This is a genomic window from Mycobacterium sp. ACS4054, assembly GCF_001667275.1.
GTDB lineage: Bacteria > Actinomycetota > Actinomycetes > Mycobacteriales > Mycobacteriaceae > Mycobacterium.
On record NZ_LZHV01000054.1, the window covers coordinates 23,262 to 46,008 of the forward strand.

The following is a 22,747-nucleotide window of genomic DNA, read 5'->3' on the forward strand; positions in this document are numbered from 1 at the left end:
CAATGGTGGATCGCCCGGAGACCGTTGACGACAGCGAGGCGCGGTGGCGCACAGCGGGCGATCGGATCCAGACCCTGCTGGATTCCTGCGCGGCGGGTGGGGCCGCCGGGCGGGAACGCGCCCAACAATTGGTCCGCGAGGTGGTCGGGCTCTACGGGGCCGGCCTGGAACGGATCATGACGTTGGCCCGGCAGGCGCAGGATCCCACTCTGGCCGAGCGGCTGGCCACCGACGACCTGGTGGCCAGCCTGCTCCTGGTTCACGGCCTGCACCCGCACGACGTGCGTCGTCGGGTGTCCGACGCGCTCGACCGGGTGCGGCCGTATCTGGGCTCGCACGGCGGGGACGTCGACCTGCTCGGAATCGACGGTGACACCGTGCGGTTGGCGTTCAAGGGCAGCTGCAAGAGCTGCCCGTCGTCGGCGGTGACGCTCGAGTTGGCCGTCCAGGACGCCGTGCTCGCCGCGGCGCCCGAGGTGTCGTCGATCGAGGTGGTGACCGCTGACCCGGGAGGCGCGAGCGTCATCCCCGCCGAATCCCTACTGGCGCACGTCCATTCGACCGGCAGCTGGCATCCGGTTCCCGAGCTGGGCGGGCTGGCGCCCGGGGAGGTCGGCGGCTTTCGGGTCGACGGAACGACGCTGCTGGCCTGCCGCGTCGACGACCGGTCGTTCGCGTACCGGGACCACTGCCCCGTGTGTGACGACACCCTCGCCGGCGCCGCGCTGCTGGGGCCGCTGCTCGAATGTCCGCGCTGCGGCTCCCGTTTCGACGTCGTGCGCGCCGGCGCCGGGCCCGACGGCGCGCACCTGGATCCGCTCCCCCTGCTGCCGCGCGACGGCGTGCTGTCGGTGGCGCTGCCGGACCGCAGCCCGGCGCGAGCGATGGGCGCCCCGGCATGACGACCCCCTACGAGGTGCTCACCCGCATCCGCAGCGCCAGGCCGGCCCAAGAGCCGGCGGGCGAGCGGTGCGAGATGTGCTCGGAATCGATCGCCGACTCTCACCAGCACGTGGTCAACGTCGCCGATCGGCAGCTCATGTGCGTGTGCCGCGCCTGCTACCTGCTGTTCACCGATGCACGGGCCGAACTGCGCTACCGCGCCGTGCCCGAGAGGTACCTGTGGTTCCCGGACTTCGCGCTGGACCGCCGCGCCTGGGAGGCGCTGCAGATCCCCGTCGGCGTCGCCTTCTTCTTCGCCAACTCCGCCCTCGGACGCACCGTCGCCTTCTACCCGGGGCCGGCCGGCGCCTGCGAATCCGAACTGGCACTGGATGTTTGGGACGCGATCGCCGGCGCCGACGCGCGGGTGGGCCTGCTGGCCGACGACGTCGAGGCGCTGCTGGTAAGGGTTCCCGAATCCGGCCCGCCGCAGAGCTTCCTCGTCCCGATCGACGCCTGCTACGAATTCGTCGGGCGGCTGCGCCTGCTGTGGCGCGGGTTCGACGGGGGGCAGGAGGCCCGCGAATTCATCGCCGGCTTCTTTGCCGACATCGAAGCCCGGGCCCTGAAAATGCCCGTGACACCGCCATGATCGACCTCGACTTCGCGGTCCTCGACGTGGCGCCCGAACCGTACACCGTCAGCCCGGTGCTGACCGCCCGCGTCGCCGTGGCCGCCGGGGACGACCCGGTGCACGCGATCGCCCTGCGCTGCCAGGTCCGCATCGAACCGCTGCGCCGGCCGTACTCCAACGACGAAGCCGCTGGGCTGACCGATTTGTTCGGCCCGCGTGAGCGCTGGGCGAGCACCCAGCGGACCTTCCTGTGGCAGCACTGCGCCGCGATGGTGCCGGGGTTCACCGGCACCACGACGGCGGCGCTCACGCTGGACTGCACCTACGACTTCGAGGTCGCCGCTTCCAAATACCTGCACGCGTTGCGCGACGGCGCGCTGCCGCTGCAGTTCCTGTTCAGCGGAACGATTTTCGTCAAATCCGATCGCGGGTTTTCCGTCCAACAGGTCCCCTGGGACTGCGAAAGCCGTTACGACATGCCGGTCGCGGTCTGGCGGCAGTTGATCGCCCAGCACTACCCGAACGCCGGCTGGCTGCGGCTGAGCCACGAGACCATCCGCGCGCTGGCCGCCTACAAGTCGGCGCACGGGCTGCTCGACCTCGACCACGCGATCACCGCCCTGCTGGCCGCGGACCGGGAGGCGGCGCGGTGACCGAGGATAGGGACCGGGCCCGCGCCGTCGCCGACGCGGTGCTCTACGAGGGTTACCTGCTCTACCCGTACCGCGGAACGTCGAGCAAAAACCAATCCCGCTGGCAGTTCGGCGTTTTGGGCCCGCCCGGCGCCGCGGCGGCGGGTCTGGGCGAGGACGATGCCCTGGCGGCGCAGTTCCTCGTCGAGGGGGCGCGGGAGCTGCGCCTGGTGGTGCGGTTCCTGCAGTTGCAGCACCGCCGGGCCGAGCGCGAAGTCGGCGGGGGCGAATACGAGCCCGTCGACGAGCTGACGACCCCGACCGGGTCGTGGCTCACCTGGGACGAGGCGGTCGAATGCGAGAGGTCCTTCGGCCCTGTCGCGCTGGACGGCCGGCCGTGGACACTGGCCGTGACGGCGGATGCGGGCACCGACATCGAATTCCTCGATGGCGGGCGCCTCGTGCGCCAACGACGGGAGGTGCGTGGCGTGCTCACGGTCGCCAGCGAGGCGGACGGCGACCTGTGCCGGGTGTCGGTGCGGGTCAGCAACGTCGGCGATGGCGCGGTGGACAAGAACGACGCGATCGCGCGGTCCATGATCGGAACGCACCTGATCGCCGAACTCGAGACCGGACAGTTCGTCTCGCTGCTCGAGCCGCCCCAGGAGGCGGCCGATGCGGCCGCCCGCTGCAGCCACCACCGGTGCTTCCCGGTGCTGGCCGGCGCGCCCGGCACGCGGGATCTGCTGCTGATCTCGCCGATCATCCTCTACGACCATCCCGAGGTCGCCGAACAGAGCGACACCGCGCTGTACGACTGCACGGAGATCGACGAGATCCTCACCCTGCGCGTGATGACCATGACCGAGGAGGAGAAGGCGCAGGCCCGGGCCACCGATCCGCGGGCGGCGCGCATCATCGACCAGTGCGACGCCATGTCCCCCGAGGCGATGGCGCGCCTGCACGGCGTGCTGCGCGACCCGCACGAGATCCGGGGTCTGGTCCCCGAGATACCGGAGGGCGTCGACTGGTGGGATCCGCTGGCCGACAACGCCGTCCGACCGGAAATCGATGCGGTACTGGTCAACGGGGTTCGGGTGGCCCGCGGCAGCCGGGTGCGGCTGCGGCCGAGGCGCAACGCCGACGCGCAGGACATCTTCGTCGCCGGCAAGACCGCGCGCGTCACCTCGGTGCACTCGGACGTCGAGGGCAACACGCACGTCGGCGTCGTGGTCGGCGACGACCCGGCCGCCGACCTGCACGACTGGTACGGCCGCTACCTGTACTTCTCCCCCGACGAAATCGAGCCGTTGGGAGCGCAACGCAGCCCGGCGTGAAAGGAGTCGAAAGATGGAGATCATGGGTTGGATATTCGTCGCGATCATCGCGCTGGTGCTCGTGGTCGGATTGGCCCTGGGATTGGTGTCCCTGCCCGACGCGCGCCGGTACCTGAAACTGAGGCGGATGTAACTTGCTCGGACAGCGGAGATGACAGCGCGCATCCTGGTCGCCGGCATCGGCAACATCTTCCTGGGCGATGACGGATTCGGATCCGAAGTGATCCGCACCGCCGCCATCGCGCAGGACGACGCGTCCGTCCGCGTCACCGACTACGGCATCAGCGGCATGCACCTGGCCTACGACCTGCTCGAGGACTGGGACACGCTGGTCCTCATCGACGCGGTCCCCAGCCGCGGCAACCCCGGAACCTTGCACGTCTTCCAGGCCGACCACGAATCGGATTCGGCCGCAGCCGGTTTCGACGGGCACGGGATGGATCCGGCCGCGGTGTTCGCCAGCCTGCGGGCGCTGGGCGGCAACCCGCCCTACACGGTCGTCGTCGGGTGCGAGGCGGGCAGCGTCGAGGAGGGCATCGGCCTCACCGAGCCCGTGGCCAAGGCGGTCCCCCGCGCCGCGCGCGCCGTCGAGGAGATCGTCGCGGCGTTGCAGGCGCACCCGGTCGCGACCAGCCGAGGGGACGCGGAGCCATGTGTCTAGGGATTCCCGGCCAAGTGATCCGGATGTTGGACGGCTTCGAGGGGCAGCTCGCGCTGGTCGACGTCACCGGCCAACAGCGCAAGATCAACGTCGGCATGCTGCCGGAAGAGACGTTCGCCCCCGGCGACTGGATCATCATCCACATGGGTTTCGCCGTCGAGAAGACGGACCGCGCGGGCGCCGAGCAGGCGATGGCGGGCCTGGAGCTGATGGGCCGGGGCGGCCCGGGCCCGACGGACTCTCCGGAGGCCGGCTGAGATGACCTCCGCCCCCCTGCTACTTCGACACGCCGAGGTACGGCAGCGCCTTACCGTGACCGGTGTCGTGCAGGGGGTTGGCTTCCGGCCCTTCGTCCACCGCCTCGCGACCGAGCTCGGGCTGTCCGGGTTCGTCGGCAACGATTCGGGCGCCGTCTTCCTCGAGGTGCAGGGCGAGCGCGAACGCGTGAACGAATTCGGCCGGCGGCTGCGCGCCGAGGCGCCCCCGCTGGCCCGAATCGTCGACGTCACAATCAGCGAGCTGCCGGCCGACGCCGCCCGCCAACGCGGATTCCGAATCGTGACCAGCCGGGCCGTCCCCGGCGTCGCCACGCCGATCCCGCCGGACATCGCGGTGTGCGACGAATGCGTCACCGAGCTGTTCGACCCGGACGACCGACGCTACCGCCACCCCTTCGTCACGTGCACCAACTGCGGGCCGCGGTTCACCATCATCCGCGAGCTGCCCTATGATCGCCCGGCGACCACGATGTCGGGGTTCGGAATGTGCGCGCGCTGCGCCGCCGAATACCACGACCCCGCCGATCGCCGGTTCCACGCGCAGCCCATCGCCTGCCCCGCTTGCGGGCCGTCGCTGTGGTTCTCCTCGGCGGCCGGGCGCGTCGACGGGGCGGACGCCGCGCTGGCGGCCACCCAACGCGCGCTGGCGGCGGGGGCGGTGGTCGCCATCAAGGGTGTCGGCGGCTACCACCTGGCCTGCACCGCCGCCGACGGCACGGTCTTCGCCGCGGTGCGGGAGCGAAAGGCCCGCGGCGGCAAGCCGTTTGCCATGCTGGTCCGCGACCTCGCCGTGGCCCGCCGCTACGCCCACGTCGACGACAGCGAGGCCGCGGTGCTGCTGAGCCCCGCCCGCCCCATCGTGCTGCTCAGGCGCCGGCCGGACGCGCCCGTCGCCGACGCCGTCGCGCCCGGCAGCCCGCTGCTCGGACTGATGCTGCCCTACTCCCCCGTCCATCACCTGCTGCTGGCGCCCGTGCCCGGCGCCGCCGCGCCGGCCCCGAGCGCGCTGGTGCTCACCAGCGCCAACCGGTCCGACGAACCCATCTGCTTCACCGAAGACGATGCGGCGCAACGACTCCCGGCGCTCTGCGATGCGGTGCTCGACCACGACCGCCCCATCCACGTCCCGTGCGACGACTCGGTGGTGCGCGTCGTCGATGGCGGTGAACTGCCGATCCGCCGGTCCCGCGGCTACGCGCCGCTGCCGGTCGGCCTGAACCTCGCCGGCCCTGCGGTGCTGGCCGTCGGCGGGGAATTGAAGAACACCTTCTGCCTCACCGACGGCCCGCGCGCCTACCTGTCCGGGCACATCGGCGACATGGCCAGCTGGGAGACGCTGCGGGCGTTCGAGCGGGCGGTAAGCCAGCTCGGCGAAATACGCGGCGAGCCCGCGCGGTTGGCCGCCGACCTGCATCCGGGATACCACACCCGCGGCTGGGCGGAGCGCCGCGCGGACGACCGGCCGCTGGACCTGGTTCAGCACCACCACGCGCACGTGGTGTCGCTGCTCGCCGAGCATGGGCGCATCGGCGAACCCGTCGTCGGGGTCTCGTTCGACGGCACCGGGTACGGATGCGACCAGACCATCTGGGGCGGGGAGATCCTCCGGCTCGGCCGCGACAGCCACCGATTCGTCCGGGCCGGTCATCTGTTACCGGTGCCCCTGCCCGGCGGCGACGCGGCGGTGCGCAACCCGTGGCGGATGGCGCTGTCCCAGCTGTGGTCGGCCGGCATCGCCTGGACCCCCGATCTGGCGCCCGTCGCGGCGGCGAGCAGGGACGAATTGCGCGCCACCCGTTCGCAATTGGAGACGGGCTTCGGATGCGTGCCCTGCTCGAGCATGGGCCGCCTGTTCGACGCGGTCGCATCCTTGCTCGGCGTGCGGCACCGCATCGACTACGAGGGCCAGGCCGCGATCGAGCTCGAGGCGCTGGCGGAATCGGCTGGCGGCGAGGCCGGTCCGTCGCTGACTCTGATGGTGGGCACCGACGGTGTGATCGATCCCGCCCCGATGGTGCAGGACCTGGTGTCGGCGCTGTATGCCGGGGCCCAACCCGCGACGCTGGCCCTGGCGTTCCACGAGGCCGTCGCCGACGCCGTCGCCAGGGTGGTAGCGCAGGCGGCCGGCGCCACCCGGCTGGTGGGCCTGACCGGCGGGGTGTTCCAAAACGTGTTGTTACTCAAGGCGTGTCGGCAGCGATTGCGGCGGGCCGGATTCGAGGTGCTGACCCACCACACCGTTCCGCCGAACGACGGCGGGCTCGCGCTGGGTCAGGCCGTGGTCAGCATGCTGACCGCGCGGGAGGGAGGCTGAACCATGACCACCACTGCCATCGATCGCGGGTTGAGCGCCGAACTGGCCGAAGACCTTGCGGCCACAGCGTTCACGCTCGCCAAGCGGTTCGCCGCGGGCGCGACCATGTGGTCCCTCGCACCGTCGTGGGAACCGCACGCGCTGCACATCGCGGTCGAATTCGTGCACCCGGTGATCATGGGCAAACGGGCCCTGCCCGCGGTGGCGCTGACCGGACCCGACCTGGTGGACCTGGCGCGGGTGTCCGTGCGGCCCGGTGACATCGTGGTCGCGGTGTCCGGCGCCGACGACACGCAGGTCCGCTCGCTGATGCGGCGCGCCCCCGCATGGGGCGCCACCACGATCTGGATCGGCAGCGGCGAGCGGCCCGAGGCGGGGATGGCCGATCACGTGCTGTGGCTCGACGATCCCGATCCGCGCGTGCCCGCGACGGGAGGCTTCGTGCTGTTCTATCACCTGCTGTGGGAGCTGACCCACGTGTGTTTCGAGCACCCCGGGCTGCTCAAACCCGAAGTCGCCGAGTCGGTTTGCGTCACCTGCAGCGACGAGGGTCGCCCGGGCGAAGTGGTGACGGCCTCGGCCGACGGACACGGCACGGTGCGCACCGCCCGGGGCGTCGAGAACGTGGTGACCACGCTGATCGACCCGGTCGAAGCCGGGGATCTGATCCTGGTGCACGCCGGCATGGCGATCGGCAGGCTGGAAGCGGAGGAGGGCCGATGAGCGACGACGAACCCACCAACTTCCTGTACCCCTTCATCGACGCGCAGGAAGACGATCCCGCGTCGCTGCTGGCCGACCTGGCGGCGTCGGCGCAGGCGAAGGCGGCCGAAAGCCTGGCGCTGCGGCGCTCCACGCTGGAGGCCAACGCCGCGCTGCTGGGCCAGGCCGCCGCCGAGGTGGCGCGGCGCTTCACGGCGGGCGGGCGCATGTTCACCTTCGGAAACGGCGGCAGCTGCACCGATTCCACCACCCTGGCGCGGCTGTTCGCCCGGCCACCGGTCGGCAAGCCACTGCCGGCGTGGCCGTTGACCACCGATCAGGCCATCTTGACCGCGCTGGGCAACGACGTCGGGTTCGAGCTGGTCTTCGCCCGGCAGTTGATCGCCCGCGCCACCACCGGTGACATCGCCATCGCGATGTCGACCAGCGGCGGCTCGCCGAACCTGCTCGCCGCGCTGGCCGAGGCGCGCCAGCGCGACCTGTACACCATCGGATTCGCCGGCTATGACGGCGGCGCCTTCGCCGGCAACCCAAATGTGGACGCCTGCTTCGTCGTTCGTTCGCAAAGCGTGCACCGGATCCAGGAATCGCAGGCGCTGCTCGGTTATCAGCTGTGGCTGAGCGTGCATCAATGCCTCGGCGGCGAACAAGGTTTGGGGGCGGCATGAAAAACTCTGCGGGTGAATACCTTTCTTCGGGACCGCGGTTCGCCGAGGGCGAGGTGATCGAACGCATCGAATCGTTCCGCAGGCGCCGCCCCCGCCTCCTCGACGACCACGTGACGCTGGCGCACGGCGCGGGCGGCAAGGCCTCGGCCGCGCTGGTGGACGCGGTGTTCATGGAGGCGCTTCGCAACCCGCTGCTGGAGTCGCTCGGCGACAGCGCGGTTTTGACGCTGCCGAGCGGTGAACGCCTGGCGATGTCCACCGACTCGTTCGTGGTGCAGCCCAGGCGCTTTCCCGGCGGTTCCATCGGCTCGCTGGCCGTGCACGGCACCTGCAACGACCTCGCGATGGCCGGGGCGGTGCCGTCGTGGATCTCGGCGGCGTTCGTGCTCGAAGAGGGCTTCCCCATCGCCGAGTTGAAGGAGATCGTCGCCGACATGGCGGCGGCGGCCGCCGCGGCGGACGTGCGGGTGGTCACCGGCGACACCAAGGTGGTGCCCAAGGGCGCCGCCGACGGCCTGTTCGTGACCACCACCGGCACGGGGGTCATCCCGGCGGGGCGCGCGCTGTCCGCGGCGTCGGTGCGGCCGGGTGACCGTGTGCTGCTCTCGGGTTCGATGGGCGATCACGGGATGGCGGTCATGCTCGCGCGGGGCGATCTGGCCATCGAGGCCGACATCGCGTCCGACACCGCGTCGGTCAGCCCGCTGGTGGAGCTGTTGCTGACGGCCGCGCCGTCGACCCGCTGGTTGCGCGACGCGACCCGCGGCGGGGTCGGCACCGTTTGCAACGAGCTGGCTCAGGCGTGCGGCCTGGGGGTGCTGCTCTCCGAGGAGCGACTTCCGGTGCGGCCCATGGTCAATGGCGCGTGCGAGCTGCTCGGCATCGACCCCTTGTACGTGGCCAACGAGGGCAAGTTCGTCGCGGTCGTCGCGCCGGAGGAGGCCGACGCGGGGCTGGCCGCGCTGCGGTCGCATCCGTTGGGCGCCGACGCGGCCGAGGTCGGGGAAATCGTCGCCGAACCCGCCGAAACCGTGGTGCTGCGCACCGGGTTCGGCGGAACGCGGATCGTCGACATGCTCGTCGGTGACCCGCTGCCGAGGATTTGCTGAAAGGGGTAACGCGGATGTGTCTGGGGATTCCGGGTCGGATCGTCGAAATCACCGATCCGGCAAACTATTTGGCGAAGGTCGACGTCAGCGGCGTGCAGCGCACCATCAGCGTCCGGCTGCTCGAGGACATGCCTGCACCGGACGATTGGGTGCTGGTTCACGTCGGGTTCGCGATGGCCAAGATCGACGAGACCGAGGCGCTGCTCACGCTGGCGGCCGTCCAAAAGCTCGGGGACGCCTACGCCACCGAGCTGGAAGCCTTCGACTCGTCGGCCATTATCTAAAAGGGGGCACGAGCATGAAATTCGTTGACGAGTTCCGGGATCCGGCCGCGGCCCGCAAGCTGCTGGGCGCCATCGGGCGGCTGGCCGGCCCCGGCGACAAGTTCAAGTTCATGGAGGTGTGCGGCGGGCACACCCACACGATCTACCGGCACGGCATTGAGCACCTGTTGCCCGACAACGTCGAACTGGTGCACGGGCCCGGCTGCCCGGTCTGCGTCATCCCGATGGGCCGCATCGACGACGCCATGTGGCTGGCCGGCCAGCCCGACGTGATCTTCACCTGCTTCGGCGACATGATGCGGGTGCCGGGCTCGGCCGGCAGCCTGCTGGACGCCAAGGCGCGCGGCGCCGATGTGCGATTCGTCTACTCGCCACTGGACGCGCTGAAGATCGCGCTCGACAATCCCGACAAGCACGTCGTGTTCTTCGCCATCGGTTTCGAGACCACCGCGCCCTCGACCGCGGTCACCCTGGTGCGCGCACGCGACCTGGGGCTGACCAACTTCAGCGTGTTCTGCAATCACGTCATGATCGTGCCGCCCATCAAGGCCATCCTCGAGTCGCCGGACCTGCGGCTGTCGGGGTTCATCGGGCCCGGGCACGTGTCGACGGTGGTGGGCAACCGGCCCTACCGGTTCGTGCCGGAGGTGTACCGAAAGCCGTTGGTGGTGGCGGGTTTCGAACCGCTGGACATTCTGGCGGCGGTCGCGATGCTGTTGACCCAGATCCGCGAGGGCCGCTGCGAGGTGGAGAACCAGTACAAGCGCGTGGTGCCCGAGCACGGCAACCCGGCGGCGCTGGCCCTGATGGGCAAGGTGTTCGCGCTGCGCCCGCACTTCGAATGGCGCGGGCTGGGCTTCATCTCGCAGAGCGCGCTGCGCCTGCACGACGACTTCGCGGAATTCGACGCCGAGCTGCGGTTCGCGATGCCGGGCGTGCGGGTCGCCGACCCGAAGGCGTGCCAGTGCGGCGAGGTGCTCAAGGGTGTGCTCAAGCCCTGGGAGTGCAAGGTTTTCGGCACCGCCTGCACACCGGAGACCCCGATCGGCACCTGCATGGTGTCCCCGGAGGGGGCCTGCGCGGCCTACTACAACTTCGGCCGCATGCATCGCGACGCGGTCAAGCTCGTGGGGCAGACTTGACCGACGCTGACGCCCGCGGCGTCGAGATGTTCGCGCGCTACGCCCACGCGCCCAACGCGCTGGGCTATTGCGGTCCGCCCCTCGGCGCCACCCTGCGCGACGGCTCGGTCGACGAGGTGCGCCGGGCGGCGACGAGGTTTTCCGGGGCGTGGCCATACCTGCGGGTGCTCTCGACGCTCACCGGGATCGCCGACCCGCTGGATCATCGACTCGTCGAGTCGTACTGGCTGGGCGGCGGCGTCGGCGCGGATCTGGACCCGCAAGACTTCTTCGGCGCGTTGCTGGCGATCATCGGCCCGCAAGCGGGCCGTTACTGGTCACACCTCACACCGGACCTGGCCACCGAGGCCGCCGCCAATCACTGCTTTCACGTGTTCGGGGTCTATCCGTGGACGCGGTTGTTGGGCCGCGGCATGGATGAACATCCCCTCAACGTGCTCGACAACTGCCGCATCACCTGGGGCACGGTGCTCTCCCGCGACCGAGACCGGATCGAGGTGCGATGCCGACGCCTGGTGCTCGACGGTGAGGCGCTGGCCCTGTCCGAGCCGTCGTCCCGGGTGTACGACGTCTGGACCGACGGGTACAGCGCGGTGCCCGACGCGGCCGCCGGTGACGAGGTCGCGTTGCACTGGGGGCGGCTGTGTGGCCGGTTGTCGCCGGGCCAGGTCCGCGCCCTGTCCGACGCGACGGACCGTCAGCTGCGGATGACGAGCAACCGACTGGCGCGTGTGTAATTTCGTGTCAGACTGGCCCCCGTGCCCGGTTCCCTGTGCGACGTGTTGCCCGCCGCCGCCGCCCTGCTCGGAGCGCCGGGCGCCGTCGACAGGCTGTCGCTGGCCGACTGGGCCGGCGACGTCGACCGGGTCGCGGTTGTGCTGGTGGACGGGCTGGGCTGGCACCTGCTGAGCGAGCTGGCCGGCAGCGCGCCGCTGCTCGCCTCGGTGCTCGCCGGGCAGACCGGGCGTCTGACCGAGCTCACCTGCACGTTTCCGTCGACCACCCCGACCAGCCTGGTTTCGCTCGGCACCGGGGTGCAGCCCGGCGAACACGGGATCCTCGGCTTCACGCTGAACGTCCCGGGCACGGATCGGGTGCTCAATCACATCCTGTGGCGCGACGATCCGCCGCACGCCGAGTGGCAGCCGCTGCCCACCTGGTTCGGGCGGCTCAACGAGTCCGGGATCGGCGCGCGCGCCGTGTTGCCGGCCGCGTTCATGGGCAGCGGGCTGACCGATTCGGCCTACCGCGGCGCCGAATTCCGCCCAATTGAGCCGGCGGACGACAACGCGCAGCGGCTGGCCCCGGAGCTGCACGCCGCGCCGGGCCTGGTCTACGGCTACACCGGCGCGCTGGACTTCGCGGCGCACGCGTTCGGGGTCGGGTCGTCCCAATGGCACGAAGCGGCGGCCCAGATCGACACGCTGCTGACCCGGGTGGTCGACCGGCTGCCCGGCCACGCGGCGCTGCTGGTCACCGCCGACCACGGCGGCTTCAACGTTCCTCCGGACGCGCGGGTTGACCTCGACACCGACCCGCGGCTGACCGCGGGGGTCCGCGTCGTCGCCGGCGAGCCGCGGGTGCGCTACCTGCACACCGAGGCCGGCGCCGCGGCGGACGTGCAGGCGGCCTGGGCCGAGATCCTCGACGGCAAGGCGCACGTCTACAGCCGCGAGCAGGCGGTGGCCACGGGCATGTTCGGCCCGGTCAACCCCGCGCACCTGCCGCGGATCGGCGACGTCGTCGTCGTCTGCACCGGGGATGCGGCCGTGCTGGCGACGGGACACGAGCCGCCGGAAACGGCCAGGCTGGTCGGCTTTCACGGCGCGGCGACGCCCGCCGAGATGGCGATCCCGCTGATCGCGTTGAACCACAACGGACTTTGATCGTTTTCACAGCTCGCCGGGATGGGCTGTCCAGCCTCGTGTAGTAATTTCGGGCCCACTGTGACAGGCGGGGGTGCGGGTAAAGCTCGACGACGGCGGTCGGCCGTCGCGATCGTTGCGGCGCTCGGCGTGTTCTGCGCGGTCACCACGGGCTGGGCGGCGCGCGGAACCGCGCCCGGGCTGCCGCAGCCCGCGGCCGGCGTGAATGTGGCTCGCGCGCAAGCACACAACGCGAACCCCGCCCCCGGCTCCGCACCGAGCCATCACAAGACCACCAAGACGGCGTGGATGACCCGGGATCGGCCGCCGACGTGGGCCCGCTCGGCGCCGCCTGCTATCGGGTCGCCGCTACCGACTTCGTTTGCGCCCGCGGTATTCCGGCTGCCCCGCGCGCCGTCGTGCGCGTCGGGGGCGGTTGCACCGGACGATCTGTTGACGCGGCTCTGCGTCGCGCGCTGCTGAGGGCTCGATCACCCGCGGCGGGCGCCGTCGTTGCACCGCCGCGTGCGCGAGTAGGCCTGTAACCCCCATGCCTACGTCCCAACAGAAGAGTCCACATTCGCGGCTCGTACCGCCGTCGTTAGGCAGAGACAGCAATGAATTTCACCACGCTTGCGCCGGAAATCATCTCCGGTGAAATCCATGACGGCCCCGGTTCGGGGTCGCTCGCCGAGGCCGCGACGGCCTGGGCCGGCCTGGCCATTCGGCTGCACACCGCGGTCGCCGACTACCGCGCGGTGACCTCGAAACTGGTGGCCCGCTGCGACGGCCCCGCGCCGGCCAGCGCGGCGCCCTACATCGCTTGGCTCACCACCACCGCGATCCTGGCCGAACAGGCCGCCACCGGGGCCGCCGCGGCAACGAGCGCCCACCAGGCGGTGTTGGCGGCGACGGTGCCGCCGGCCGCGATCGCGGCCAATCGCGCGCTGCGCGGATCGCTGATCCTGGGTAACCGCCTGGGACAGGGCGCCCCGGCCATCGCCGACACCGAGGCCGACTACGAACGGATGTGGGCCCGCAACGCCGCGGCCATGTACGCCTACGCCGCGGACTCGGCGGACGCGGCGGCCCTCACGCCGTTCACCTTGCCGCCCGGCGAGGCGGGCCAAGCCACGTGGGCGCTGCGCTCGGCGCCCGAGGTCGTGGCGGCGGGCCGGCAGCTGATCTCGGCCGCGCCCGGCGCGCTGCGGGCGCTGTCGGCGTCTCCGCTGGCGACGTTCGACGTCTCCCTCGCGTCGGCGACCTGCCCGCTGTCGAAGTTGAGCTCGCTGACGGCGCCGTCCGGGGTGGCGATCGCCCGGCTCAATTCCCTCAACAAGGCCGCCGCGCTGCGGTGCCTGCTGCCCGGCCGGCGTGGCGTCGGCGGCGCCGCCATCGCGGTCGGCCGCGCGGCCTCGGTCGGGGCGCTGGCGGTGCCACGGACGTGGACAGCGGCCGCCGCACCGACGGTGGTATACCGCGGAACCGTCGCCTAACGCCCGTCGCGCGCGGCATACGACCGCGCGGCGTCCACGATCGCGGCGAACAGGCGCATGTCGTCCAGGGTCTGCTCCGGATGCCATTGCACCGCAAGCACAAACGTGTCACCGGGCAACTCCAGCGCCTCGACGACGCCGTCGGGATCCCACGCGCTGACCACCAGGCCCGCACCGACCTTGTCGATCGCCTGATGGTGGTAGCACGGCGCGTCGGTGGACTCCCCCACCAGCGCGGCCAGCCGGCTGCCCGCCACGGTGCGCACCGGCAACCGGGTGAACACCCCGTTGCCCGCCCGGTGTCCGTCGTGCCCGAGGACGTCGGGCAGGTGCTGGTGCAGGCTCCCGCCGAACGCCACGTTGAGCACCTGAGCGCCGCGGCAGATGCCCAGCACCGGCAGGCCGCGGTCCAGCGCGCCGCGCAACAACGCGAATTCCCAGGCGTCGCGGTCGGCGCGCGGTGGATCGGTGGCCGGATGGGGTTGCTGGCCATAGGCCGCGGGGTCCACGTCGTAGCCGCCGGTGATCACCAGCGCGTGCAGGCCGTCGAGGACCGCGCCGAGGGTCTCGGGTTCCGCCGGTTGCGGTGGGAGCAACACCGCGGCGCCGCCGGCCGCGACGACGCCTTGAAAGTAGTCGGCCGGCAGATAGCCCGCGGGGATGTCCCAGATCCCCGCCTGGACGCGCTCCAGGTAGGAGGTCAGGCCCACCACCGGCCGCCCCTTGGCGTTCACAACCGCGCATCCTTTCCGCATCGGTGTGCTGAGCGACCGCTCGGCACAACGGGTCTGGGCTCCGGTCGAAACGGTACCGCCCCCCGGCGATCAGCGCCGCGCGTGGCCTACGCCACGCGTGGCGGGGACCAATTCGATTGTGCGAATGGGGTTTCCGCGCACCGACCGGCGGCTACCAGGTGCTGGTGCGCAACACGATCTCGGCGGCCAGCTGCGCCGTCGACTCCTGGACCGTGCGCCGGCCCAGGTGCACCACGCGGTATTCGGCGTACACATACTGCTGGCTGGCCTGGGCGACGGCCCTGGTGGCCGGCGAGCTGACCAGGACCGTGGTGCCGATCTCCACCGGCGGGCAGTGCTCGTCTTGGACCACGCCGTCGCGATTGGGCACCCGCGGGTGACCGCGGTCGATCACCACGAGGCCGACGAACCGGCCGAGTTTCGTCGCCGCGAGCTCCCAGGCCAGCTCGGCGCCGGCGCGATCCCCCATCACCACGGCCCATCCGATGCCGAGCGCGTCGAGGATGCCGACCACCGACTTGGGCGTCAGGCGCGCGTCGAGACCGATGACGACCGTCCGGAGTGAGGCGGTGTGCAGACGCTCGCACACCGCGTCGTACGCGGCGGGGACGCGATCCTCGTCGCCCAGGATGACGACGACGACGCCCTGCTCCGGACCGGCCACGGCTACCGGGACCGGGAACCCGTCGAGCGTGGTCATCATGGAGGGCATCTACGCACGCTACAGGGAACCGGTCTGCGCGCGCGACGATTTCTACAACATCCTTGCGCGCGCAGCGGGTCTGCATCGCCGTCAATTCGACCTTCACGCGTGCACACCTGAGTGAATGTCCTACGGCCGCAAGCGAGTTGCGATGTGCGGTCGGCGCGGCGGTGGACCGTCGAGCAAAGCGAAAACCGCGTCGACGTCGAGATGGGCGGCGAGCAGATCGGCGATCGCGTCGAGCTGCGCATCGCGCCGGGCGGCGACGTTGGTTTCGACGGCGACGAACCCGCGTCCGGCCGCGGCCGCCACGCGGATGAGCCAGGCGCGGCGGAACTCGTCGTTGTCGAGCAGGCCGTGCCAGTGCGTGCCGAACACCGCGCCGCGCACCAGCCCGTGCGGCCGGCAGTCGCGCCCGCCCTCGGCGCCGAACCAGCTCTGCTCGGCGAACCGAGACACCCTGCCGTGATGAATTTCGTATCCGGTGAGCGGTGGCGGCCACCGCCGCAGAATCTTGGCCTCGCCGAAGGCGATGTCGGCGTCCAACAGGCCCAGCCCCGCGACCTCGCCGGCCCCGGATTCCACGGCGTCGTCGATGCGCCGGCACAGCATCTGAAAGCCGCCGCAGATGCCCAGCACCGGTTTTGCGGCTGCGGCGTGCGCGGTGATCGCCTCGGCCAGGCCGCGCTCCCGCAGCCAGGCCAGGTCGGCGACGGTGGACTTGCTCCCCGGGATCACGATCAGGTCGGTGTCGGCCAGGTCGGCGGGGTCGGTGGCCCAGCGCACCAGCACGCCCGGTTCGCAGGCCAGCGCCTCGATGTCGGTGGAGTTGGAGATCCGCGGCAGCCGGATCGCGGCCACCCGCAGCCACTCGCGCCCGCGCGGCGGTTCCGGGGCGCCGACGACGCGGTGCGCGACCACCGACAGCGAGTCCTCGGCGTCCAGCCAGAGCTCGTCGGCGTAGGGCAGCACCCCATAGGTCGGGCGGCCGGTCATCGCATGCAGCTGGCGCAGACCGGGTTCCAGCAGTGCGGGGTCGCCGCGGAACTTGTTGACGACGAAGCCGGCGATCAACGCCTGGTCGTCCGGCTCGAGCACCGCGACCGTCCCGAACAGGTGGGCCAGCAGGCCGCCGCGGTCGATGTCACCGACGAGGATGACCGGCAGGTTCGCGGCCCGGGCCAGCCCCATGTTCGCCAAATCCGTGGCACGCAGGTTGATTTCGGCCGGCGACCCGGCGCCCTCGCAGATGACCGCGTCGAATTCGGCACGCAGGCAGGACAATTCGTCGGCGACGATCCCGGCGAGGCGGTCGCGATGCCGCACATAGCTCGCCGCCGTCACCGAGTCGGCGACCTGACCGCGGATCACCAGCTGCGACGTCCGGTCGCTGCCCGGTTTGAGGAGGATCGGGTTGAACCGCACGCTGGGCTCCAGCCCCGCCGCCCGCGCCTGCAGCGCCTGCGCGCGACCGATCTCGCCGCCCTCGACGGTGACCACGGAGTTGTTGGACATGTTCTGCGCCTTGAACGGCGCCACCCGCACCCCGCGGCGCGCCAGCAGCCGGCACAGTCCCGCGGCGACCACCGATTTCCCGGCGTCGGAGCTGGTGCCGGCGACCAGCAGCGCCCCGCTCAAGGGTTCACGGCCCGGCTATACCGAAGTGAGGATTTCGACGCCGGTGTCGGTGACCAGCAGGGTGTGCTCGAACTGCGCGGTCCACTTGCGGTCCTTGGTGACCACCGTCCAGCCGTCGTCCCAGATCTCGTAGTCCAGCCCGCCGAGGTTGATCATCGGTTCGATGGTGAACGTCATGCCCGGCTGCATGACCGTGGTGACCGAGGGCTGGTCGTAGTGCAGCACCACCAAGCCGTTGTGGAACGTGGTGCCGATGCCGTGGCCGGTGAAGTCACGAACGACGTTGTACCCGAACCGATTCGCGTACGCCTCGATGACGCGGCCGACGACGGACAGCGCCCGCCCCGGCTTGACGGCGTTGATCGCGCGCATCGTCGCCTCCCGGGTGCGCTCCACCAGCAGCCGGTGCTCCTCGGATACGTCGCCGGCCAGGAAGGTCGCGTTGGTGTCGCCGTGCACGCCGTCGATGTAGGCCGTGACGTCGATGTTGACGATGTCGCCGTCCTCGACCACCGTCGAGTCGGGGATGCCGTGGCAGATGACCTCGTTGAGCGACGTGCAGCACGACTTTGGGAAGCCCTTGTAGCCCAGGGTCGACGGGTAGGCCCCGTGGTCGACCATGTAGTCGTGGGCGATCCGGTCCAGTTCGTCGGTCGTGATCCCGGGCGCCACCGCCTTGCCCGCCTCCTGCAACGCGCCGGCCGCGATCCGGCCGGCGACGCGCATCTTCTCGATCACCTCCGGCGTCTGCACCCACGGCTCGCTGCCCTCCCGCACCGTGGACTTCCACGCGTACTCCGGGCGGGGGATGCGGACGGGCACCGGCAGAGTCGGGGACAACTCTCCGGGGGCAAGCGCGGTGCGAGCAGGCATGCCGACCAGCTTAACCGCGCGCTCGCCCCCGATGCGGGCCCTCGAGACGGCCGCGGATCAACGAGCGCCGCGGCCCTCGGATGGTGACCGAGCCGCACACCACCCGGCCCGTCAACACCACGTGGGGCCGCCCCTCGCCCGGCGCGTCCCTGCGGCGGTCGCGGGCGCTGCCCACATAGACCTGGACGTCGTCGATCGAGGCGCTGGCCCCGTCGGGCAGCCGGATGTCCACCGAGCCGCCTCTCACGTCGAGTTCGATGACCACCACCGGGCCGGCGAACCGCGCCCTGGTCAGGTCGAGATCGATCGAGCCCAGCCGGCGGACCAGCGCCAGGCGGGTGGGCACCGTCCATTCGCCCTGGCGTTTCAGCGAGCCGGCCCAGCCGCGCAGTTCGACGCGGTCGGCCGCGGACGTGACGATCGCGCCCGGTCCGGGCAGGTCGCCGACCAGCCCGTCCAGCTCACCCCGGGTGCGCGCGTAGGACACCTGCGACGAGCGCTGCTCGAACTCGTCGATGTCTATCAGCCCGAGCGCGACGGCGTTGTGCAGTCGCCGCATCGTGCCGTTGCGGTCGGCGTCGGAGACGCGCAGCGCCACCATGTCGCCGCCGGAATCCGTCATGATCGCAATTTACCGCCGAGCGGCCCGCCGGCGTCAGGCCAGATGGCGCTAGCGCCGCGCTTGCGAACGGCGCTAGGCCAGGAAGTCGGGCGGCAGCGATTCGAACATCACCTTGGTCATCCGCACCGCGTACTCCGAGCTGCCGCCCCCGACGATCAGCGAGGCGAACGCCAGGTCGCCGCGGTAGCCGGCGAACCAGGAATGCGAGCCGCCCGGGAACTCGGCCTCACCGGTCTTCCCGTACACCGCGCCGCACCCGGCGATCTCCTTGGCGGTCCCGTTGGTGACGACCAGCCGCATCATCGGCCGCAACGCGTCCACCATCTTCGGGCTGATCGGGGTGGCGTCGCCCTGCACGGCGGTCGGCCGACCCGCGATGAGCTGCGGCGTCGGTGTCTTGCCCGCGGCGACGGTGGCCGCCACCAGCGCCATGCCGAACGGGCTGGCCAGCACCTTGCCCTGGCCGAAGCCGTCCTCGGTGCGCTCGGCGAGGTCCACCGTCGGGGGCACCGAGCCGGTCACGGTGGTGAGGCCGTCCACCTGATAGTCCAGCCCGATCCCGTACTGGGTGGCCGCCTGCGTCAGGCCGCGCGGCGGCATCCTGCTGCTGAGCTCGGCGAAGGTGGTGTTGCACGAACTGGCGAACGCCCGCGACATCGGCACCACGCCGAGGTCGAAGCCGCCGTAGTTGGGGATGGTGCGATGCCCGATGTCCAGATGGCCGGGGCAACCCAGCATGGTGTTGGGGGTGGCCATGTCGCGGTCGACGGCGGCGCCGGCCGTGACCATCTTGAACGTCGACCCCGGCGGGAACAGGCCGGTGGTGGCGAGCAGGCCTTCGGCGTCGGCGCCCCCGTTCTGCGCGATCGCCAGGATCTCCCCGGTGGACGGCTTGATGACAACCATCATCGCCTTGCCGCCGCGGGTATCCACCGCGCGCTGGGCGGCGTTCTGCACCACCCGGTCCAGCGTGATCGAGACCGACGGCGCGGGTGACCCCGGCACCTCGTGCAGGACCTCGACCTCGACGCCGTTCTGGTTGACGCTGACCACCCGCCAGCCGGCCTGGCCGTCGAGCTGGTCGATCACCGCCTTCTTCACCTCCGACATCACCGCGGGCGCGAAATGCGGGTCGGTGGGCAGGATTTCGGGCTGGGGCGTGACGACGACGCCGGGTAGCCGGCCGATCGCCGGGAAGACCTTGTCGTTGTCGTCGGGGTGCAGCGTCACCAGGTCCACCGGCTGGGTCGCCGAGCTGGCCTGCTCGGCGAGCAGCTGCGGGTCGCTCAGCCCGCCGTTGAAGGGGTGCAGGACGTCGACGATCGCGTGCGCCGTCCCGATCAGCGCCGCGCCGGATCCGGCCTGGGTGGCGTCGAGCGTGTAGTGGTACAGGTAGCCCGGGACCAGCACGTCGCTGCCGCCGAGCTCGTTCACCGAGGCGCGCCGCGGCGCATCGGCCCGCAGCGCGAACGTCTGGTGCTCGCCCAGTTTGGGGTGCAGGCCGGTGGTGGTCCAGCGCACCTGCCAGCGCCCCTCGTCGCGGGCCATTTTGAGCTGCCCGTCGTAAGTCCAGGTCCGGTTCTTGGGCAGGTGCCAGGTGAAGCGGTAGGCGACGGTGCCGGTGTCCTCGGCGTACTTGGCGTTGAGGATCTGCGTGTCGAGGTGGGTCGCCTGCAGCCCGGCCCACGCCGCGTTCAGCGCTTCGCGGGCGTCGTTGGGGTTGTCGCTGAGCTGGGCGGCCGTGGCAGTGTCGCCGATGGCCAGGGCGGCGAAGAACTTCTCGGCCGCCGGGCCGGGGCCGTCGGGCCGGGGGGTGCAGCCGGACATCGCGACGGCCGCCAGCAGCAGCCCGGCCGCCACGATTACCAGTGGGGTTTTTGTGACCATTGGTACAGATGTTATGAAGCGGGGCCCGTCGCCCGGCGTCGACACACCGAGATCGGATCGTGATGTAACGCGGGCGTTCCCCGAGCGTGCGGCCAGCCGCACGTTGGACGCCGAGCGTGCGGCCAGCCGCACACTCGCGGGCTGCAGCCGCGCTAGTCCAGCAGGACCGTCGCGAAGGTGCCCACCTCGGCGAAGCCGACCCGGGCGTACGCCGCGCGGGCGACCGTGTTGAAGCTGTTCACGTACAGGCTGGCGGTGCGCCCGCTGCCGACGATCACGGCGGCCACGGTCGCGGTGCCTGCGGTCCCGATGCCCAGGCCCCGCCATTCGGGGTGCACCCACACCCCCTGGATCTGGCCGACGCCCGGCGACTGCGAGCCCACCTCGGCCTTGAACACGACCTGGCCCTGCTCGAAGCGGGCCCACGCGCGCCCCGCCGCGATGAGGCTGGCCACCCGGCGGCGATAACCCCGCCCGCCATCGCCGAGGCGGGGGTCGACGCCCACCTCACCGATGAACATGTCGACGGCGGCCACCAGGTAGGCGTCCAGCTCGTCCGGCCGCACCTGGCGCACCCCGACGTCGATGTCGCAGTCGGGGTGCCGGGACAACGCCAGCAGCGGCTGATGGTCGCGCACGTCGCGCGCGGGACCCCAGGCCGACTCGAGCCGCTCCCACATCCGCATCACCAATTCGGCCCTGCCGACCAGCGACGAACAGCGCCGGGTTCCGCTCATCGCCTCGTGGGCGAAGGCGTCCAGGTCCGCCGGGGCGCCGCGCAGCGGGATCAGGTTGGCGCCGGCGAAGCACAGCGACTCTTCGGCGCCGCGCAGGGTCCACAGTTCCCCGCCGATGGAGTTGGGATCGATGCCGTGGTCGGCCACCCGGGCCGCGACCATGCACGACCCGACCGGATCGTCGTCGAACACCCGCCAGACGGCGGCGGCGTCGCGCACCACGGACACCCGTCGCTCGCCGACAAGGCGGAACAGGGGCGGAGCCGACATCTGGCGAACTCTCTTCTGATGCGAACTAATGGACCGGCGGCTGGGAACCGGCCCCCATCAGCTTACGGTGACGATCGGCGAACCGCTTGATGTTGTTTCAGGACCGTGATCGGTCCCCATCTCCGACGCCAGACGCATGGCCTCTTCGATGAGCGTCTCGACGATCTGCGCCTCGGGCACGGTCTTGATCACCTCGCCGCGAACGAAGATCTGCCCCTTGCCATTTCCGGACGCGACGCCCAGGTCGGCCTCGCGCGCCTCGCCCGGACCGTTCACCACGCAGCCCATCACGGCGACGCGCAGCGGCACGTCCATACCCTCCAGGCCGGCGGTGACCTCGTTGGCCAGGGTGTAGACGTCGACCTGCGCGCGACCGCAGGACGGGCAGGACACGATCTCGAGCCCGCGCGGCCGCAGGTTCAGCGACTCGAGAATCTGGATGCCGACCTTGACCTCTTCGACCGGCGGCGCGGACAGCGATACCCGGACGGTGTCGCCGATCCCCCGCGACAGCAACGCGCCGAAGGCCACCGCGGACTTGATGGTGCCCTGGAACGCCGGGCCGGCCTCGGTCACGCCGAGGTGCAGCGGATAGTCGCACTGGGCGGCCAGCTGCTCGTAGGCGGCGACCATCACGACGGGGTCGTTGTGCTTGACGCTGATCTTGATGTCGCCGAAGCCGTGCTCCTCGAACAGCGAGGCCTCCCACAGCGCGGATTCGACGAGCGCCTCGGGCGTGGCCTTGCCGTACTTCTCCATGAAGCGCTTGTCCAGCGAGCCGGCGTTGACGCCGATGCGGATCGGGATGCCCGCCGCGGCGGCCGCCTTGGCCACCTCGCCCACCCGGCCGTCGAACTCCTTGATGTTGCCGGGGTTCACCCGCACCGCCGCGCAGCCGGCGTCGATGGCCGCAAAGATGTACTTCGGCTGGAAGTGGATGTCGGCGATCACCGGGATGTTGCTGTGCTTGGCGATCTCGGAGAGCGCGTCGGCGTCCTCCTGGCGCGGGCACGCCACCCGGACGATGTCGCAGCCGGCGGCGGTCAGCTCGGCGATCTGCTGCAGGGTCGCGTTGACGTCGTGGGTTTTGGTGGTGCACATCGACTGCACCGAGATCGGATAGTCGCTGCCCACCCCGACGTCGCGGACCATGAGTTGGCGCGTCTTGCGCCGGGGGGCGAGCGTGGGCGCCGGAGCGTCCGGCATGCCCAGGCCAATGGTCACTTTCGTTCCTTCA

At 71.1% G+C, this 22,747-nt stretch carries 23 protein-coding genes; 15 read left to right on the top strand and 8 right to left on the bottom strand.

The window, feature by feature from the left end; genetic code table 11:
- Window positions 1–2 precede the first annotated feature (2 nt).
- The 15 genes from A5730_RS15010 (at window position 3) to A5730_RS15080 (ending at window position 14,025) form a co-directional block, all read left to right on the top strand.
- Window positions 3–902 (top strand): NifU family protein, encoded by a 900-nt coding sequence (locus tag A5730_RS15010; protein ID WP_067901709.1) that lies wholly within the window; start codon window positions 3–5, stop codon window positions 900–902.
- On the top strand, window positions 899–1,534 hold the full coding sequence (locus A5730_RS15015; RefSeq protein ID WP_067901712.1) for a DUF5947 family protein: 636 nt from the start codon (window positions 899–901) through the stop codon (window positions 1,532–1,534). Before A5730_RS15010 ends, A5730_RS15015 begins: the two co-directional genes overlap by 4 nt.
- Window positions 1,531–2,169, top strand: a complete 639-nt coding sequence (locus A5730_RS15020) for a DUF6084 family protein (RefSeq protein WP_067901715.1) — start codon at window positions 1,531–1,533, stop codon at window positions 2,167–2,169. The genes A5730_RS15015 and A5730_RS15020 overlap by 4 nt, the downstream gene beginning before the upstream one ends.
- Entirely contained in the window at window positions 2,166–3,485 is a 1,320-nt protein-coding gene (locus A5730_RS15025) for a hypothetical protein (protein ID WP_067901718.1), read from the top strand. Before A5730_RS15020 ends, A5730_RS15025 begins: the two co-directional genes overlap by 4 nt.
- A 151-nt stretch (window positions 3,486–3,636) precedes the next feature.
- A complete protein-coding gene (locus A5730_RS15030; RefSeq protein ID WP_067901721.1) occupies window positions 3,637–4,146 on the top strand; it encodes a hydrogenase maturation protease in 510 nt (169 codons plus the stop codon).
- On the top strand, window positions 4,137–4,403 hold the full coding sequence (locus A5730_RS15035; protein ID WP_067901724.1) for a HypC/HybG/HupF family hydrogenase formation chaperone: 267 nt from the start codon (window positions 4,137–4,139) through the stop codon (window positions 4,401–4,403). The genes A5730_RS15030 and A5730_RS15035 overlap by 10 nt, the downstream gene beginning before the upstream one ends.
- Before the next feature lies 1 nt (window position 4,404).
- On the top strand, window positions 4,405–6,738 hold the full coding sequence (hypF, locus tag A5730_RS15040) for a carbamoyltransferase HypF (RefSeq protein ID WP_067901726.1): 2,334 nt from the start codon (window positions 4,405–4,407) through the stop codon (window positions 6,736–6,738).
- Between the two features lie 3 nt (window positions 6,739–6,741).
- A complete protein-coding gene (locus tag A5730_RS15045; protein ID WP_067901728.1) occupies window positions 6,742–7,461 on the top strand; it encodes a HypC/HybG/HupF family hydrogenase formation chaperone in 720 nt (239 codons plus the stop codon).
- Entirely contained in the window at window positions 7,458–8,129 is a 672-nt protein-coding gene (locus A5730_RS15050) for an SIS domain-containing protein (RefSeq protein ID WP_067901732.1), read from the top strand. Before A5730_RS15045 ends, A5730_RS15050 begins: the two co-directional genes overlap by 4 nt.
- Window positions 8,126–9,238, top strand: coding sequence for a hydrogenase expression/formation protein HypE (gene hypE / locus A5730_RS15055; protein ID WP_082946846.1), 1,113 nt, complete (start codon window positions 8,126–8,128; stop codon window positions 9,236–9,238). The genes A5730_RS15050 and hypE overlap by 4 nt, the downstream gene beginning before the upstream one ends.
- Before the next feature lie 14 nt (window positions 9,239–9,252).
- Window positions 9,253–9,522, top strand: coding sequence for a HypC/HybG/HupF family hydrogenase formation chaperone (locus tag A5730_RS15060; protein ID WP_067901734.1), 270 nt, complete (start codon window positions 9,253–9,255; stop codon window positions 9,520–9,522).
- A gap of 14 nt (window positions 9,523–9,536) precedes the next feature.
- Window positions 9,537–10,664: a hydrogenase formation protein HypD gene (hypD, locus tag A5730_RS15065; RefSeq protein ID WP_067901737.1), complete on the top strand. Its 1,128-nt coding sequence runs from the start codon at window positions 9,537–9,539 to the stop codon at window positions 10,662–10,664.
- Entirely contained in the window at window positions 10,661–11,401 is a 741-nt protein-coding gene (locus tag A5730_RS15070) for a DUF6390 family protein (protein ID WP_255385345.1), read from the top strand. Before hypD ends, A5730_RS15070 begins: the two co-directional genes overlap by 4 nt.
- 21 nt (window positions 11,402–11,422) lie before the next feature.
- A complete protein-coding gene (locus A5730_RS15075) occupies window positions 11,423–12,550 on the top strand; it encodes an alkaline phosphatase family protein (RefSeq protein WP_067901740.1) in 1,128 nt (375 codons plus the stop codon).
- A 596-nt stretch (window positions 12,551–13,146) separates the two neighbouring features.
- Window positions 13,147–14,025, top strand: a complete 879-nt coding sequence (locus A5730_RS15080; RefSeq protein ID WP_067901742.1) for a PPE family protein — start codon at window positions 13,147–13,149, stop codon at window positions 14,023–14,025.
- Here A5730_RS15080 and A5730_RS15085 read toward each other — a convergent pair.
- From A5730_RS15085 to ispG, 8 genes are all read right to left on the bottom strand, one after another.
- Window positions 14,022–14,780 (bottom strand): gamma-glutamyl-gamma-aminobutyrate hydrolase family protein, encoded by a 759-nt coding sequence (locus A5730_RS15085; RefSeq protein WP_067901745.1) that lies wholly within the window; start codon window positions 14,778–14,780, stop codon window positions 14,022–14,024. The genes A5730_RS15080 and A5730_RS15085 overlap by 4 nt on opposite strands.
- Window positions 14,781–14,931: 151 nt before the next feature.
- Window positions 14,932–15,492: an alpha/beta hydrolase gene (locus A5730_RS15090; protein ID WP_197506265.1), complete on the bottom strand. Its 561-nt coding sequence runs from the start codon at window positions 15,490–15,492 to the stop codon at window positions 14,932–14,934.
- Between the two features lie 120 nt (window positions 15,493–15,612).
- The gene (locus A5730_RS15095; protein WP_067901748.1) at window positions 15,613–17,121 is read right to left on the bottom strand and encodes a cobyric acid synthase; all 1,509 of its coding nucleotides are present in this window, start codon (window positions 17,119–17,121) and stop codon (window positions 15,613–15,615) included.
- 15 nt (window positions 17,122–17,136) lie between these two features.
- Window positions 17,137–17,994, bottom strand: coding sequence for a type I methionyl aminopeptidase (gene map / locus A5730_RS15100; RefSeq protein ID WP_067901749.1), 858 nt, complete (start codon window positions 17,992–17,994; stop codon window positions 17,137–17,139).
- A 10-nt stretch (window positions 17,995–18,004) separates the two neighbouring features.
- Window positions 18,005–18,616: a DUF1707 domain-containing protein gene (locus A5730_RS15105; RefSeq protein WP_067901751.1), complete on the bottom strand. Its 612-nt coding sequence runs from the start codon at window positions 18,614–18,616 to the stop codon at window positions 18,005–18,007.
- Between the two features lie 72 nt (window positions 18,617–18,688).
- Entirely contained in the window at window positions 18,689–20,503 is a 1,815-nt protein-coding gene (locus tag A5730_RS15110; protein ID WP_067901754.1) for a penicillin-binding transpeptidase domain-containing protein, read from the bottom strand.
- A gap of 152 nt (window positions 20,504–20,655) precedes the next feature.
- On the bottom strand, window positions 20,656–21,510 hold the full coding sequence (locus A5730_RS15115) for a GNAT family N-acetyltransferase (protein WP_067901757.1): 855 nt from the start codon (window positions 21,508–21,510) through the stop codon (window positions 20,656–20,658).
- 57 nt (window positions 21,511–21,567) lie between these two features.
- The gene (gene ispG / locus A5730_RS15120) at window positions 21,568–22,734 is read right to left on the bottom strand and encodes a flavodoxin-dependent (E)-4-hydroxy-3-methylbut-2-enyl-diphosphate synthase (protein WP_067815185.1); all 1,167 of its coding nucleotides are present in this window, start codon (window positions 22,732–22,734) and stop codon (window positions 21,568–21,570) included.
- Window positions 22,735–22,747 lie beyond the last annotated feature (13 nt).

Coding starts and splice junctions, on each gene's coding strand:
- map (WP_067901749.1), bottom strand. CDS start 17,994: ATGCCTGCTCGCACCGCGCTTGCCCCCGGAGAGTTGTCCCCGACTCTG.
- A5730_RS15030 (WP_067901721.1), top strand. CDS start 3,637: ATGACAGCGCGCATCCTGGTCGCCGGCATCGGCAACATCTTCCTGGGC.
- A5730_RS15035 (WP_067901724.1), top strand. CDS start 4,137: ATGTGTCTAGGGATTCCCGGCCAAGTGATCCGGATGTTGGACGGCTTC.
- A5730_RS15115 (WP_067901757.1), bottom strand. CDS start 21,510: ATGTCGGCTCCGCCCCTGTTCCGCCTTGTCGGCGAGCGACGGGTGTCC.
- A5730_RS15085 (WP_067901745.1), bottom strand. CDS start 14,780: ATGCGGAAAGGATGCGCGGTTGTGAACGCCAAGGGGCGGCCGGTGGTG.
- hypD (WP_067901737.1), top strand. CDS start 9,537: ATGAAATTCGTTGACGAGTTCCGGGATCCGGCCGCGGCCCGCAAGCTG.
- A5730_RS15110 (WP_067901754.1), bottom strand. CDS start 20,503: ATGGTCACAAAAACCCCACTGGTAATCGTGGCGGCCGGGCTGCTGCTG.
- A5730_RS15060 (WP_067901734.1), top strand. CDS start 9,253: ATGTGTCTGGGGATTCCGGGTCGGATCGTCGAAATCACCGATCCGGCA.
- A5730_RS15090 (WP_197506265.1), bottom strand. CDS start 15,492: ATGCCCTCCATGATGACCACGCTCGACGGGTTCCCGGTCCCGGTAGCC.
- A5730_RS15105 (WP_067901751.1), bottom strand. CDS start 18,616: ATGACGGATTCCGGCGGCGACATGGTGGCGCTGCGCGTCTCCGACGCC.
- hypF (WP_067901726.1), top strand. CDS start 4,405: ATGACCTCCGCCCCCCTGCTACTTCGACACGCCGAGGTACGGCAGCGC.
- A5730_RS15020 (WP_067901715.1), top strand. CDS start 1,531: ATGATCGACCTCGACTTCGCGGTCCTCGACGTGGCGCCCGAACCGTAC.
- A5730_RS15045 (WP_067901728.1), top strand. CDS start 6,742: ATGACCACCACTGCCATCGATCGCGGGTTGAGCGCCGAACTGGCCGAA.
- A5730_RS15050 (WP_067901732.1), top strand. CDS start 7,458: ATGAGCGACGACGAACCCACCAACTTCCTGTACCCCTTCATCGACGCG.
- hypE (WP_082946846.1), top strand. CDS start 8,126: ATGAAAAACTCTGCGGGTGAATACCTTTCTTCGGGACCGCGGTTCGCC.
- A5730_RS15010 (WP_067901709.1), top strand. CDS start 3: ATGGTGGATCGCCCGGAGACCGTTGACGACAGCGAGGCGCGGTGGCGC.
- A5730_RS15080 (WP_067901742.1), top strand. CDS start 13,147: ATGAATTTCACCACGCTTGCGCCGGAAATCATCTCCGGTGAAATCCAT.
- A5730_RS15015 (WP_067901712.1), top strand. CDS start 899: ATGACGACCCCCTACGAGGTGCTCACCCGCATCCGCAGCGCCAGGCCG.